At 66.6% G+C, this 13,488-nt stretch carries 8 protein-coding genes; 2 read left to right on the top strand and 6 right to left on the bottom strand.

The genetic code is table 11. The annotated features are described in order from the left end of the window. The 5 genes from ACFW16_RS11755 to ACFW16_RS11735 all read right to left on the bottom strand — a co-directional run. Window positions 1–77: hypothetical protein (locus ACFW16_RS11755; protein ID WP_380305032.1), on the bottom strand; the 77-nt coding region annotated here is incomplete at its 3' end. Between the two features lie 216 nt (window positions 78–293). Continuing rightward, a complete protein-coding gene (locus ACFW16_RS11750; protein WP_380305026.1) occupies window positions 294–968 on the bottom strand; it encodes a hypothetical protein in 675 nt (224 codons plus the stop codon). Window positions 969–1,008: 40 nt separating this feature from the next. After that, on the bottom strand, window positions 1,009–6,855 hold the full coding sequence (locus ACFW16_RS11745; protein WP_380305024.1) for an RHS repeat-associated core domain-containing protein: 5,847 nt from the start codon (window positions 6,853–6,855) through the stop codon (window positions 1,009–1,011). A gap of 66 nt (window positions 6,856–6,921) precedes the next feature. Next, a complete protein-coding gene (locus ACFW16_RS11740; protein ID WP_380305022.1) occupies window positions 6,922–7,329 on the bottom strand; it encodes a hypothetical protein in 408 nt (135 codons plus the stop codon). A gap of 57 nt (window positions 7,330–7,386) precedes the next feature. Beyond that, window positions 7,387–7,548 carry a hypothetical protein gene (locus ACFW16_RS11735; RefSeq protein ID WP_380305020.1) on the bottom strand — a complete coding sequence of 54 codons (162 nt, stop codon included), beginning with the start codon at window positions 7,546–7,548 and terminating at the stop codon, window positions 7,387–7,389. Window positions 7,549–8,312: 764 nt separating this feature from the next. On the opposite strand from ACFW16_RS11735, the gene ACFW16_RS11730 reads away from it, so the two are divergent. Continuing rightward, window positions 8,313–8,498, top strand: a complete 186-nt coding sequence (locus ACFW16_RS11730) for a hypothetical protein (RefSeq protein ID WP_380305019.1) — start codon at window positions 8,313–8,315, stop codon at window positions 8,496–8,498. 169 nt (window positions 8,499–8,667) lie between these two features. On the opposite strand, the gene ACFW16_RS11725 is transcribed toward ACFW16_RS11730, so the two are convergent. Further along, a complete protein-coding gene (locus tag ACFW16_RS11725; RefSeq protein WP_380305017.1) occupies window positions 8,668–11,706 on the bottom strand; it encodes an alpha-mannosidase in 3,039 nt (1,012 codons plus the stop codon). A 449-nt stretch (window positions 11,707–12,155) separates the two neighbouring features. On the opposite strand from ACFW16_RS11725, the gene ACFW16_RS11720 reads away from it, so the two are divergent. Next, window positions 12,156–13,487 (top strand): glycosyltransferase family 4 protein, encoded by a 1,332-nt coding sequence (locus ACFW16_RS11720; protein ID WP_380305015.1) that lies wholly within the window; start codon window positions 12,156–12,158, stop codon window positions 13,485–13,487. Window position 13,488: the final 1 nt, after the last annotated feature.

Below are 13,488 nucleotides of genomic sequence, written 5' to 3'. Positions count from 1 at the left end.
GCCGGCGCCTTGCTCGTCACCCGGTTCAGCGCGTCGTAGGCGTAGGTGATCTGCGCCCCCGAACGCGTCTGCCGGATCGTCTCGTTGCCGTTGGCATCGAAGGCGTGCAGCTCGTACGCCCCGCCCGGATAGGTGATCTGCGACTGCCACTTGAACCCGTCGTAGTTGAAGGTCAGCGCGTTGCCGTTGCGCGCTCCCGGATCGAATCAAGCACCAGAACATTGGCATTCCGCCAAGTTCGGGCGGAAGATTTCCAAAAATGCACTGGCATTGAAATCATGTAATCGGAAGCGTTATCGCCATTCTCTCAGTATCGAATTCACTTCAAGGTAATTCCTCGCGATCGGTAATTTCGCCTTCACCTTCTCGACGTCAAAGACACCTGCGAGCGAAGCACAAAGGTCGGCCACGACAGATGTTGCTCCCCAATCATCAGGATTCTCGTAGAAGCGGAACAGATGCTGTTCGCCCTCTAGCTCGACGTGTTCCAAAGCAACTGCCTCAACAGCTGAAATTGGGACATCATGCTGTACCGCCAAGGCATCTGGCAATAATGTTAACCAGTAAAGCCCCGGAACATACTTCTGCGTATCGCGCCCTACCCAGCTCTCTATATTGTTTACGCCTATTTTGACCATAACGCGATTTCTTTGATATCTCTCTTCCGGCGTACAAGCAAAGCCAAATATTGGCCGCAGATCCGCCATCTCCATCATAAATCTTCTGACTAACGTAGCACTAACCTCAAGAAAACCATGGCATATTATCGGCTTAGGCGCAGCAAAGCTTATATTGTAGGAGCAATAATCATTAGTCAAATAAGGGGCGGGCGATTTCTCGGCCAGAGAATTCACAAAATCCTTCGGATCACCGATCGGCTGTCCTTTCTCATCTTCTCCCAAGCTGTGAAAAGAGGGACGCAGATCAGGAGCGAGCGACAACAATTTTTCTACCAGCTTGCTGAGCATCCCAGGCGGGAACTCAAGTCTTGTTTCAATCATATCTGGCTCACCGAGGCCCCAGGTCAGATCGACGGATTATATCATCAAATGCTTCGGTGCATCGACCGCTGACGCAGGTGCGCTCACCCGTGACCAATACCGATGCACGTCCTGCTGCCCTTGCCGCATCGGTTTCGATCCGAAGCTGCCTAGTGAAAGCGACAAACGCACGGTCCTTAATCTCTAACGAAATAGCTGCAGTCAGAGCATCGGGCACTGCTCGCCCCTCGGCCGTCACCACCGCCTGCGTATTCTTTATCAATCCCAGATCTTGAAGTACGCGAGCCTCCGACGCAACTCCGCGAGTCATCGCGTTCTCGGCGGTCTGTGCACCAGCCCTGACAACCGCGGCGCCTTTGGTGGATTGGCCGAAGGTTGCCACCCCCATAGCGGCGTCGGCAATTGACGCCCCCCAATATGCAGCGGCAGTGCCGTAGTTTCCCTGCTGTGCCTGCTGGTAGGCCAAGTCGCTATAGTAAGCGCCCGGCACAGAGAGGTTGATGCCATCGCGAATTGTAGATGCTATCAGCCCGCTCGGATCGACGAGGTTGGCGGGATCATTGCCGACATAGGTGTAGAGGTTGAGCCCGCCCTGGATCCCGATCGGGTCGGCCTGCAGGAAGCGCCCGAGCGCCGGCGAGTAGGCCCGCGCCCGGTTGTGGTACAGCCCGGTCTCCGGATCCAGCCGACGGCCCGCGTACTGGAACGCCGTCCCGGTCGAAGCCGTGCCCAGCCCGTAGGCCGTGTAGCCGTGCTTCTCCGACAGCACGCCGGCCGAGGTCACCAGCGCGATCACCGAGCCCAGGCCATCGGCTAGGTGATAGCTGACCGCCCCCGCCGCCGTCACCGTCGCCACCGGCTCGTCCAGCCCCGCCCCGTAGACATAGCGCCGATCCAGCACCGGGGTGGAGCCCGTGTATTCCGCGATCTCCTGGTCGCCCGCCGACAGGTATCGCGTCACCACCCCGTTCACCGTCTTCGACCGCCGCCGCCCCTGCGGGTCGTAGGTGTAGGTCGCCGTCACCGAAGGCGCCGTCCTCTTCGCCGAGACCAGCCGGTTCTCGCTGTCGTAGCCGTAGGTCCAGACACCGTCCGAGGTCAGGTTGCCGTTCGCGTCATAGGCGTAGGTCACCCCCGCCACCGTCGCGTACTGGTTCAGCGCGTTCGGCGCATAGGCCGGGCTCGCCGCCGCCAGTCCCGACGGTAGGAACGTGTCGTCGCTGTATGTCGCCGAGGTCCGCTGGTGGTCCTGGTTGTAGCCGTAGTCGATCGTCACCCCGCCGCCCGACCAGGCATGCGCGATCTGCGACACCTGCCCGCCCAGCGTCCAGGCGTATTTCGTCGTCGCCTTGCCCGACGTCCCGGTCCCGAGGACCGCCTGCGCCCGCTGCGACAGGCTGTCATAGGTCAGGTACACCACCCGCGTGTCCGCGCTCTGCGCGCCGGTGTACACGCCCGCCAGCCGGTCCCGCGCGTCGTAGACATAGGTCGCCGACCAGGCCGGCGTGCCCGGCCAGGTCAGTGAGCTCCGGTTGCCGTTCGCGTCCAGCGTCCAGCTCACCGTCCCGAGACCCGCCGCCGTCTCGCTCACCCGCCGGCCGGCGGTGTCGTAGCCATAGGCATAGGCGCCCGAGGTCGCGCTCGCCTTCAGCAGCAGACCGGTCAGGTCGTAGCCATAGGTGATCGTCACCTGCCCGGCCGGCGCCTTGCTCGTCACCCGGTTCAGCGCGTCGTAGGCGTAGGTGATCTGCGCCCCCGAACGCGTCTGCCGGATCGTCTCGTTGCCGTTGGCGTCGAAGGCGTGCAGCTCATACGCCCCGCCCGGATAGGTGATCTGCGACTGCCGCTTGAACCCGTCGTAGTTGAAGGTCAGCGCGTTGCCGTTGCCGTCCGCCACCGTCGCCGGCAGGCCCCCGGCGTAGTAGGTCCGCGTCTCCCGCGTCACCGCACCAAGGTTGTTCGTGATCGACGGGTCCAGCGTTCCGAAGACCAGGTCCACCACCTTCACCGGGCGCGACGCCGCATCGTAGCTCGTCAGCACCCGTCGGCCGCTCGAGGACGTCACCGTCGACGGCCGGCCGAGCAGATTGTAGTCCGTGGTCGTCACGGTCCCGTCCGGGTTGGTGACGGAACTGACCTTGCCCGCCGCGTTGTACGCCGTCGTGGTCGTGCGCCAGGCGGCCGGCACCGAGCCCGAGGCCGGCACATAGCGCCTCACCGCCGTCCGCCGCCCGTCCGCGTCATAGTCGTACTGGGTCACGTTGCTGTTGGTGAACGGCGCCGGCGGCCGCTCCTCTCGCAGCAACCGTGCCGCATTGTAGGCATAGGTCGTCGCCAGGCCGCGCGGGTTGGTCTCGGTCGCCCGGTCCCCCTGCGCGGTATAGGTCCAGCTCGAGGTCAGGTTCAGCCGGTCCGTCCCGGAGTCGACCGTCGTGCTCAGGAGGTTGAAGGGCGCCGCCGTGTCGTAGGTGTTGCTGGTGACCCGGCCCTCCGGGTCCGTCACCGTCAGCACCTGGCCGCGGGCGTTGTAGGTGTAGCTGGTGACTGGGCTGGCCGATGTGCCCGCCTTGGTCACCGCGGGCTGCGTCACCTTGGTCAGGTTGCCCTTGGTGTCATATTGATTGGTCGTGGTGTTCCCGCGGCCGTCCTTGGCCGTCAGCACCTTGTTGAAGGTCGGACCATAGGTCCAGCTCTCGACAATCGGCACCGCCGGCTGGCCGGTCGCGGTGTCGACCGCCCCCGGGATCGGGTTCGTGGTCCGCTTCACCAGGTTGGAGGCGGCGTCGTAGGCCTGCTCCATCGAATCGCCCAGCGGATAGGTCGTCTTCACCGGGCGGCCGATCCCGTCATAAGCGAAGAAGGTGGTGTCGCCGACCTGGTCGGTGTCCTGGATGTGATTGCCGTTCCGGTCGTAGTACAGGACCCTGCTCCCGCCCAGGGGATCAATCTCCTGGCTGCGGAAGCCATTGGCGAAGAGATAGGTCCAGAGATTGTCCAACGCGTCCCGCTGGGTCATGACCCGGCCGAGCGCGTCATAGGTGTTGGTGACGAAGGGCGTGCCCGGGAAGGATGGGTAGGTGATCGTCGTCAGCCGACCGCCGCTGTCGTAGGCGAAGGCGGTCGCCTTCGACATCGGGTCGGTGAAGCCGGTCAGCAGCTTGCCCGCGCTGTCATAGCCGTAGGAGACCGAGGCGGTGCCGTCGCTGACCTTGGTCAGCTTGCCGGAAGTGTAGGTGAAGCTCAGCGTCCGGCCCATCCCGTTGCTGACGCTGCTCAGCAGCTTCGAGGCCCCGGTACCGGTGTAGGCGAAGCTGACGGTGTTGTTGTTCGGATCCTTCCACGACGCGATCTTGCCGTCCGCGTCGAAGCTGTAGACCACTTTGCCCTTGTCGGTCAGGGTGATCGACTTGTCGGCATTGATCACGATGGTCGAGGCATCGCCCGGCGGCGGCACATAGGTCGACCCGCCCGAAGCCGTCGGCAGCTTGACGAACTTCTTCGCCCCGTCGCTCGTCGTCAGCGTCACCGCATTGTCGACCAGCCGGTCCATCATCCAGTTCGCGACGAGGGACGAGACGATCGTGTTCGACAGGACCGGCTTGGTGCCGGTGGAGAGGTCCTGCATGACATAGAGCGCCGCCATCGTCGGCACCGCCGCCAACGGGTTGTGGTCGCCGAAACCCTCGTAGCTGTCGCTGTCGATGGCCGCCGACATCATGAAGTTGTGCCGCCAGCCGGCTCCGAGTTCCGTCGGCCGGTTGACGTCGCCAGACTTGTAGTATCGCGTCAGCGCCAGACCAAATGGGAAAGTACCGCTGCCGACACCAATATCCGTATGATCGTAAAGGAAATCTCCGGTCAGCAGATTGATCGGATCCCAACTCGAAGGCGACTCGGCCGGCTTCTGCCCATCCCCGGCAGTGTAGCTCGAGGTTGCAACCGAAGAGCCGCTATACCCGAATACGATGCCCATTCCACCGTTGTAGCCGCCGGTGAGCTTGTAGGAGATCAGCACCTTGGACGGGTCTGTCGTCGCAAACTGGTAATAGCCGCTTCCGGCCCAGACCCAATCGCTGGCGGTACGCCGCCCATTCTGCGGCAGGATCACCTGAGAGCCGGGGTTCGCCTTCAGGAACACGTCCATGTCGGTGAGATCGCCGGCGCTCCAGTTCGTCAGCAGCGGCTGGATCGATGCCCAGTTCCCTGGCGTCGCCTCGATGAAGCCGGTGCCGTCGGTGTTCGCATAATCCATCATCCGCACCGTCGACACTGCTTCCTTGTCCTGAAGCTGCTTGACGGCCGTCGATTCGAGCGAACTGTTGTAGAAGCTCTGGCCGACCTGCGCCCCGAGAGTGGAAGCGGCGGTGACCGCTCTCTTCGCCGGGCTCATGGTGTTGATCTGGGCCGGAAAATCGACATAGCCGCTCGTGGTCTTGCCGGCGATGCCCATCGCCACGTGACGCACGTCGACGAACCCGAAATAATTCGCGAAGATCTGGGAGACTCGGCTCGACTGGCTGAGATAGGCCATCCCGATCCCGGCCAGGCTCTCGCCGACAACCGCCCCGGAGGTGCCGGCGCTGCCGGTCCGGAGCAGCCGCGCGATCGCATCCTGGTGCCGCGTCAGCCGGTCCCGGCCGATCTCGCCGGCCACCAGCACGATGTCGAAGATTCCGCCGGTCTGGACCCGCGGCCGGACCGTCCAGGTCGCGTAGCTCGCCCCGGCCGGATAGGGATTGCTCACCGTCATCGAGACAGTCTGGGAGGCTCCCGTCGCGGCCGTGCCTGTGCCGAGAACCACGCCGTCCAGCGCCAGCGCCGGCTGCGACGACGCGTTGTAGCTCAATGTCAGGCGTTTGCCCGAGATCTGGCTGGCGTAGAGCGTCTTGCTGACGGTCGGGCTCGACCCGTCGGCATTGTTCGAGATGGTGACGGTGTAGACAGTCTCGAACGCAGCCGGCAGGTCGGTGTAGAGCGTGCCGCCCGTGGGATAGAGCACTCCGTAGGCGGCATTGGTGATCTCACGGCCGCCGCCGAACAGCTCCCGTGCCGAGTTGGTCGGGTTGTTGGCCTTAATGTAGTTTGCGAGGTTTTGGGCGTAGCCGTTGAGCTTGGCGACCATCTGGCTCTTGTTCAGAGCCCGAATCGAGTTGGTGCCGCTCGGTGCGCCGGAGACGGTGGAGGAGCCGGTCTGTGCCGCGGTCAGGAACTCGCTCCGCGAATATCCCATCGCCGTGCCGAGATTGATCGGCGTCGGGGCGTCACCATAGGACTTGAAGGAGGGGTCGAGATCATAGGTCGTGGTACCGACCTTGAATTCGGTCCACACCGCATTGATCGTAACGGTCGGGACCGTTCCGCTGCTGGTGCTGGCGGCGCAGTTCGGCGGTGCGAGTACGACGCATCCGGTGAAGCCGCCGCCGCCGAGCACATTGTTGATCAGCCCCGCGTCGTTCTCGACGCCGAACAGATTGGCGATCGCCGCCGTGTCGTAGCTGACGGCGCCGAAGCGGAAGTTCGCGCTGATGCAGGATTGCCGCAGCAGGGCGACGAACAGGACGTTCTGGTCGATGCCGTTGCCGCGGCGGTCGAGATAGGTGCCGAGCGCGCCTTTCTTCGACCCCCAGGTCGGGGAGTAGTCGATGTTGTAGTAGATGTATTCGTAGATCGAAAAGGGATCGTAGTTCAGCGCCCGCGCCAGCGCCGCGATCTCGGGCTCCGCCGCCGGTGGCGTGCAGCTCAGGGCCGGCACCGCCGCCTGCGCCTCACGGCCGCCTCCGGCGGCCGCCAGAAGGGCCAACGCAACCACGACAAAGGACAGCGGGCGGATCACCGCCCGGAACAGCCGCACCATCGCCATGCTCCCCTCAGCATCGACGCACCGCCGGCCCGGGCCGGCGGTCGAATTCTCTTGTCGGATCTACTGAATCTTGCCGGCGCCCAGCGGCGAGGCCGGCTTGTCGCCCTGCCCCTTCGGCGCGATCGCGAAATCCGCCCGCGGGAACCCTGAGGGCGAGACCGCGTCCGTCGGCAGCGGATGGCCGAGCACGGGCCGGCCCTGCGGCGCCGCAGCAGCGGCGGTCGCCCCGACAGCCGCCTTCGTGGCCGGCGTGGCGACGGTGGTCAGCGCCGGCACGTCGCTCGGCGGCACCACGCGGTCGGCCAGGAAGCGCGTGCCGGTCTCCAGCGGCACCGCCGGCATCACCAGCTGGGCCGGCGGCGGACCGCCGGGCGCGAGACCCTGGCCGGACGGCGCCATCTGGGCCGAGGCCAGGCCGCAGAAAACCGTGGCGAGCCCGAAGCTCGCGATGAACAGAAACGACCGCATCTCCCCTCCGAAACTCGCTCAGCCCCGCGCGCCCGACAGGAACGCGCTCCGCATGGGCTACTTGGTCGTGGCCTTGGTCCGGTTCCCGGCCTGGTCGTAGATGTATGTGTTCTCGTTCTTCGGCTGCGTGTCCTTCACCAGACGGCCCAGGCTGTCATAGGTGTAGGTCACCGTCGCCGGGGTCGCCGCCACGGCCTGCCCGGCGGCGAGAATGCTCATGGCCCCGAGGCAAATCGCCAATCTCGACACGATCTACTCCCCCAATATTTCAAAAATGAGCACAAATCACTCGCGCGAATCGCCGATTTCTGAAAAACGGGCGCTTCTCGCAGTCACAAAGCCTTTTTATCTACTTTCACCTATATCATGATCAACGACCATAGCGGCTGACAAGATGTGATTTTGATCCTGCCGGCCGCCGGGCTGTCGGCTGCGCCAAATGGGAACACTCACATGCAGCGTTTGACATATTCACCCAAGCATTCCCGTTCCCTGCCCACATTGCGTTGGAACACTGTTGTCATCCAAGCCCTTGAAGTACCGGCCTAATCTCAAAACCGGATCTTGATTCTCCGACCGGGCATGCAGCGCACCCCGATCGTCGCCACAGGATTATTTGCATTGCACCTATGCCGCTCCGCCATAGCCGAGGGGCGGAATGGCGGCAGCTGTCCCCAGCTGCCGAGTTTGGAACCGCGGAATCTCGCGGCTTTCCCTGGAAAGACAATCTGCTGAAGGCGGAGAGGCGGTGTCCAGTGGCCGTCCGACCGAGACAGGGCCCAAAATAGAAAGCCCGGCCCGAAGCATGGTGGGGAAGCTTCGGACCGGGCCGGGCGCCGTCGTCGACGGAAGGCACCTGAATCAGCTTGGACCGAAGCGGCCCGCCCATCCAGGGTTGCCGGCCCCCCTATTTGCAGGCCGCCGCCGACGGAACCCCGGTCTCGCCGCTGCCGTTGCGTTGACGACACAGCATGGAGGCCAGCATGACGATCCGCCGCAAGCCCACCGAGGCGCGGCCGGAACCGGACCGGAAAACCGCCAACCGGAAGATCGACGAGGCATCGGCCGAGAGCATGGATGCGAGCGACCCGCCCTCCTTCAACCCCGGCACCGCCGGCGCCGGGGAGGATCGCCGTTCGGCCGGAGCGAAGCCGAAGGCGAAGCGCTGAGCCGTCGCCCGCGAATGCCGGGCCAGGCTTACCGATCCGTAAGTGGACAGGCCGGGCCGGACGTGGCGGGATGCGGTGGGCGCCGCCCGTCAACAGCTGGCGTCATGCCCGGCTCGGCCTCTCCCCACACATTAGGCCCGGGCCGGGCCCTTTCCCGTATCCCTTCGGTTCAGCGCCCCGGCCGCAGCCGCCAGCTGCGCAGCTCAAACGGCTCGAGGTCGTGCGGCCGGCCGCGCGGCGCCGGTTCCTCCAGCAGCGACACCGCCTCGCCCAGGCGCCAGCCCTCCGGCACCGTGATCGACAGCGGACCGCGCGCGCCGGCCGGCTCGTAAAGGCGCAGCACCAGCCCATCCCCCTCCTCCGCCGGCTTCAGCGCGGCGAGCCCGGCCTTGACGCCGGAGACCATCAGCGGCGTGTGCAGCCCGGCCGCGAGGTCGCGCGCCGGCAGCGCCAGCAGCGGCTGGTTCAGGTCCTCCGCCGCCTCGCGCACCCCGCCCTCATGCCAGTCGCCTCGATGCGGCAGGATCGAATAGGTGAATTCCTGCACGCCCTCGTCGGCCAGAGGGTCGGGATAGATCGGCGCCCGCACCAGGCTGAGGCCCAGCATGTTGCCGAACGCGCTGTGGCCGTATTTGCCGTCGTTCAGCAGGGCGACGCCGAAGCCCGGCTCCGACAGGTCGGCGAAGCGATGGCCCGCCACCTCGAACTTCGCCTGATCCCAAGGGGTGTTGCGGTGGGTCGGCCGCCGCACCACGCCGAAGGCGCATTCGAAGCTCGCCGTCTCCGCCCGCACCGCGACCGGCACCAGGGCGCGCAGCAGCACCCGCCGGTCGTGCCAGTCGAGCCGGGTGTGGATGTCGAGCCGCGGAGAATTGGCCCATAGCGTCAGGGTCTGGGTGACGGTCGAGTCGCGGAAGCGGCGGACCAGCCGCAGCGCCGCCCGGTCCGGCCCGTCCTCGACCAGATCCGACGCCTCCAGCCCGGTCAGCTCGAAGCCCTGGCGGTCGTAGTCCGCCTCGATGTCCCAGGCGTCCCAGCTGCGCGGCTTGTCGGCCGGATAGAGCCACAGCTGGTTGCCGCGCCCGGCCAGCGCGTCACGGCCGGTCGGCTTGTGCAGCAGGCGGGTGATGGTGCCGTCGGTGCCGATCTCCGCCCGCAGGAAGCGGTTCTCGAGATGGCTGCCGGTGGCCGACCACCCCGCCGACAGCCCGGGCGCCGGGTCCAGCGCCGCGCGGTCGAGCACGACCACGCCGAGCGGCGGCACGGTGAGGTCGGGTGCCATGGCCCGCCCCTCGAGCTCCAGCCTCAACGGGCGCGGCGACAGGTCGGGGTTCACCACCACCAGCGCCTCGGTGGTGCCGCCCGCCGGCAGGGCCGCGGCGACCGCCGCCATCGCCTCGGCCTGGCGGTCGAGCCCGGCGTCGCGGGCCGCCGCCAGCTCGCGCTCCGCATCCTCATAGACCTCGCGAATGCTGGAGCCGGGCAGGATGTCGTGGAACTGGTTCTTCAAGAGGCCGCGCCAGGCCGGCTCCAGGCTGCCGAAGGAAGGGCCGCCGAGCAGCGTCGCCAGGCTGCCCGCGACCTCCGCCGTGATCAGCGCCCGCTCGGCCTGCCGGTTCAGGCGCTTGGTGCGACCCTGGCTGGTCAGGGTGCCGCGGTGCAGCTCGAGATAGATCTCGCCGAGCCAGACCGGCAGATCCGCCACCGCCACGCGCTCGCGGATGCGGCCGAAGAACGCCTCCACCCGCGCCGGGCGCAGCTCCGGCAGCGCCGGGAAGTCGGCCAGCTGGGCCTGGCGCTCCAGCATCTCCGGCGTCACCCCGCCGCCGCCGTCGCCGAAGCCGACAGCGAGCAGGCTTTCGTCATGCGCCGTCTTGCCCCGGAAGTTGCGCCAGGTCGGCAGCACGCAATCGGCCCGGATGGTGCCGTTGTAGCCCTGGATCGGGTTGTCGAAGGTGTGGGCCAGGACCCGGCTGCCGTCGAGCCCCTCCCATTGGAACAGGTCGTAGGGGAAGCGGTTGGTCTCGGACCAGTTCACCTTGATGGTGAAGAAGCTGTCCATGCCGCCCTGGCGCAGGATCTGCGGCAGCGCCGGCGAGAAGCCGAAGCAATCGGGCAGCCAGCAGACGCTGTGGCGGCGGCCGAAGACGCGTTCGAAATAGCGTTGGCCGTACAGCGCCTGGCGCACCAGGCTCTCGCCGGTCGGCATGTTGGTGTCGGGCTCGACCCACAGCCCGCCGATCGTCTCCCAGCGCCCCTCGGCCGCCCGCTCGCGGATCGTGGCGAAGAGATCCGGGTCGTCGGCTTCGACCTGGGCGTAATAGGCGGCGGTCGACTGGTTGAAGACGAAGCCGGGGAATTGCTCCATCAGCCGCAGCGCGGTGTGGAAGGTGCGCCGCGCCTTGCGCCGGGTTTCGGCATAGGGCCACAGCCAGGCCAGGTCGATATGGGCGTGGCCGGTGATGGCGAGCCTGCCTTGCGGCGGGAAGCGCTCCTTCAGCCCCCGAAGCGCCGCCACCAGCCCGTCATGGGCCGCGACGGCCGAGGCCCGTTCCGCCTCGCCCAGCGCCGGCGGCTGCGGGTCGAGCGGCGGCAGGCGCCAGATCGCCTGCTGCTGCGGCAACGGCGCGGTGCGGGCGAGATAGGCGCCGGTCGCCGAGGGCCAGTCGAGCGATCGCAGCGCCGCCTCGGCCGCCGCCAGCAGATGCGGCACAGCCTCGTGCTCCGCCAGCGCCAGTGCCGTCTCCCACGCCTGGCGCAGCAGCAGCGCCAGGCGATGCACCGCCGGGTCGATCCAGGCCATGCGCGCCTCGGCCAGGCGGGGGTGATGCACCGGCTGGCCGAAGGGCAGGCGCGGCACGCTCTCGGTCTCGATCCGGATCCGGCGGGCGCGCAGCGGGAATTCGCGGTGATTCACGTCGAGGCCGAAACGAGTCGTCCCGGCGCCGTCTTCGTGCAGGGTGAGCAGGCTCTCGCCACCGACATCGAGATGAAGCCTGGTCTCGTCCAGCGGCCAGGCGGCCGGAACCTCGGCCTCGGCGGTGAAGGCGAGAACGCCTTCCCGATGCGGCCAGGGATCGCCGAGCGACAATCGGCGGCCGTCGCAGCGCCACTCCCCGATCGGCTCGCTTGCCCGCTCGCGCCAGCACAGGATCTCGGCGATGCGAGCGTCCAGCCGGTGCAGACGCTGGGCGACGGACAGGCTCATTTCCGATCTCTCCGATGGGCAAGGACGGGACGGCAACGCCGCCTGCGGGACCTGGGGAGACGCGATTCGCCTCCTAGTTACCGCATTCCGCCGCCGCAGGCACGGGGCCGCGACGATATCGGCCCTGCGCGCGAAGCCTCACCGCAAGGGTTCGGTTCGCTTGGATTTTACAGATTTTAATCTCCATCTTGTCGATTGTTTTGCAATGCAAAAAAGGTTTCCTGTTTCCGCGAGACTGATGATAGCTTACTCGCACTTGGTTTCGGGTTCATGCACAGGCGGTCGTCGTAACACCGTCGCGCCGCCGGAGAGGATCCCAGGATCCGGATGCCGGCGGGCCAGGGGGAGCGCAACGTCCCGACAGGTTTCGATTCGGACGATGTGTCCCCCTGATGGCCGCGCCGCCGGATTCGGCGGCCGGACGACAGCTTGGATGAGGAGCAGGCGTTATGGCCCAGGACCAGATCCTGTTCGACGCGACCCGGCTGGTGCGCCGATCCGGCAGCGCCACGCCGACGGGCGTCGACCGGGTGGAGCTGACCTACGGCCGGCACATGCTGGAACGCTATCCCGGCGACGTCCAGTTCATCGCCCGCTGGCGGTCGCGCTACTGGCAGCTTTCGACCCCGGCCTTCGCCCAGTTCATCGCCAGCCGGCTCGAGCGCTGGAGCTTCGGCGCCCACCGCATCCGCAGCAGCGATGCGGACCGGATCGCGCGCTTCATCGGCGTGCCGGCGGAGCAGTTCAGCAACGGCCATATGGCGGTCACGACGGCCCCGGCGCCGCGGCCGTCGGCGCCCCTGCTGCAGTTCGGCATGGACGCCCTGCTCGGCGCCCGCGGGCTGCTGTCGCGCATGATCAGCATCAGCGCCCGGCGGCAGCAGGCGATCTACGTCAACGTCTCGCATGAGGGGCTGCACCAGCCGGCGACGCTGCAGCGCCTGGTGTCGCGCCGCAAGCTGGCACCGATCTACCTGGTGCACGACCTGATCCCGATCGACCATCCGGAATATGTCCGCCCCGGCTACGCCGCGCGGCACGTCGCCCGGATCGAGGCGATCTCGACCACCGCCGCCGCCACCATCGTCAACTCGCAGCAGACCAAGCGCGACCTGCTGAAGCATGTCGAGCGCCACCACGGCGGCATGGACGGCGTCTTCGTTGCGCCGCTCGGGGTCGACCGCCGCTTCGCGCCGCAGAAGCTGAACGACCTGGAGAGCGAGCCCTATTTCCTGATCATCGGCACCATCGAGCCGCGCAAGAACCACCTGTTCATGCTGCAGGTCTGGCGCGCTTTGGTGCAGAAGCTGGGCGCGGCCGCGCCGAAGCTGGTGATCGTCGGCCGCCGCGGCTGGGAGAACGAGAACGTCATCGACATGATCGAGCGCTGCGAGCAGATCTCGGACCATGTCATCGAATGCGGCCGCGTGCCCGATGCGGTGCTGCACCGCCTGATGATCGGCGCCCGCGCCGTGCTGTTCCCGTCCTTCGCCGAGGGCTACGGCCTGCCGCTGGTCGAGGGCCTGTCCTGCTCGGTGCCGGTGATCTGCTCCGACCTGCCGGTGTTCCATGAGTTGGGCAACAACATCCCGGAATATCTCGACCCGCTGGACGGCCCCGGCTGGATGGACATGATCACGGAATACGCCCAGCCGAACTCGCCGCGCCGCCAGGCGCAGATGGCGCGGCTGGCGCGCTTCAAGGCGCCGACCTGGGACCGGCATTTCGACATCTTCGACGACGTCGTCGCCGATGTGCGGCGGAAATTCAGCATCTGCTGAG

Source organism: Inquilinus sp. NPDC058860 (assembly GCF_042743185.1).
Classification (GTDB): domain Bacteria; phylum Pseudomonadota; class Alphaproteobacteria; order DSM-16000; family Inquilinaceae; genus Inquilinus.
Note: the sequence above shows the minus strand (reverse complement) of the source record. Positions and strands in the feature narration are given on the sequence as shown.

Excerpts from the sequence above, each read along its gene's own strand:
- ACFW16_RS11750 (WP_380305026.1), bottom strand. The coding sequence starts at position 968 with ATGCTCAGCAAGCTGGTAGAAAAATTGTTGTCGCTCGCTCCTGATCTG.
- ACFW16_RS11745 (WP_380305024.1), bottom strand. The coding sequence starts at position 6,855 with ATGGTGCGGCTGTTCCGGGCGGTGATCCGCCCGCTGTCCTTTGTCGTG.
- ACFW16_RS11740 (WP_380305022.1), bottom strand. The coding sequence starts at position 7,329 with ATGCGGTCGTTTCTGTTCATCGCGAGCTTCGGGCTCGCCACGGTTTTC.
- ACFW16_RS11735 (WP_380305020.1), bottom strand. The coding sequence starts at position 7,548 with ATGAGCATTCTCGCCGCCGGGCAGGCCGTGGCGGCGACCCCGGCGACG.
- ACFW16_RS11730 (WP_380305019.1), top strand. The coding sequence starts at position 8,313 with ATGACGATCCGCCGCAAGCCCACCGAGGCGCGGCCGGAACCGGACCGG.
- ACFW16_RS11725 (WP_380305017.1), bottom strand. The coding sequence starts at position 11,706 with ATGAGCCTGTCCGTCGCCCAGCGTCTGCACCGGCTGGACGCTCGCATC.
- ACFW16_RS11720 (WP_380305015.1), top strand. The coding sequence starts at position 12,156 with ATGGCCCAGGACCAGATCCTGTTCGACGCGACCCGGCTGGTGCGCCGA.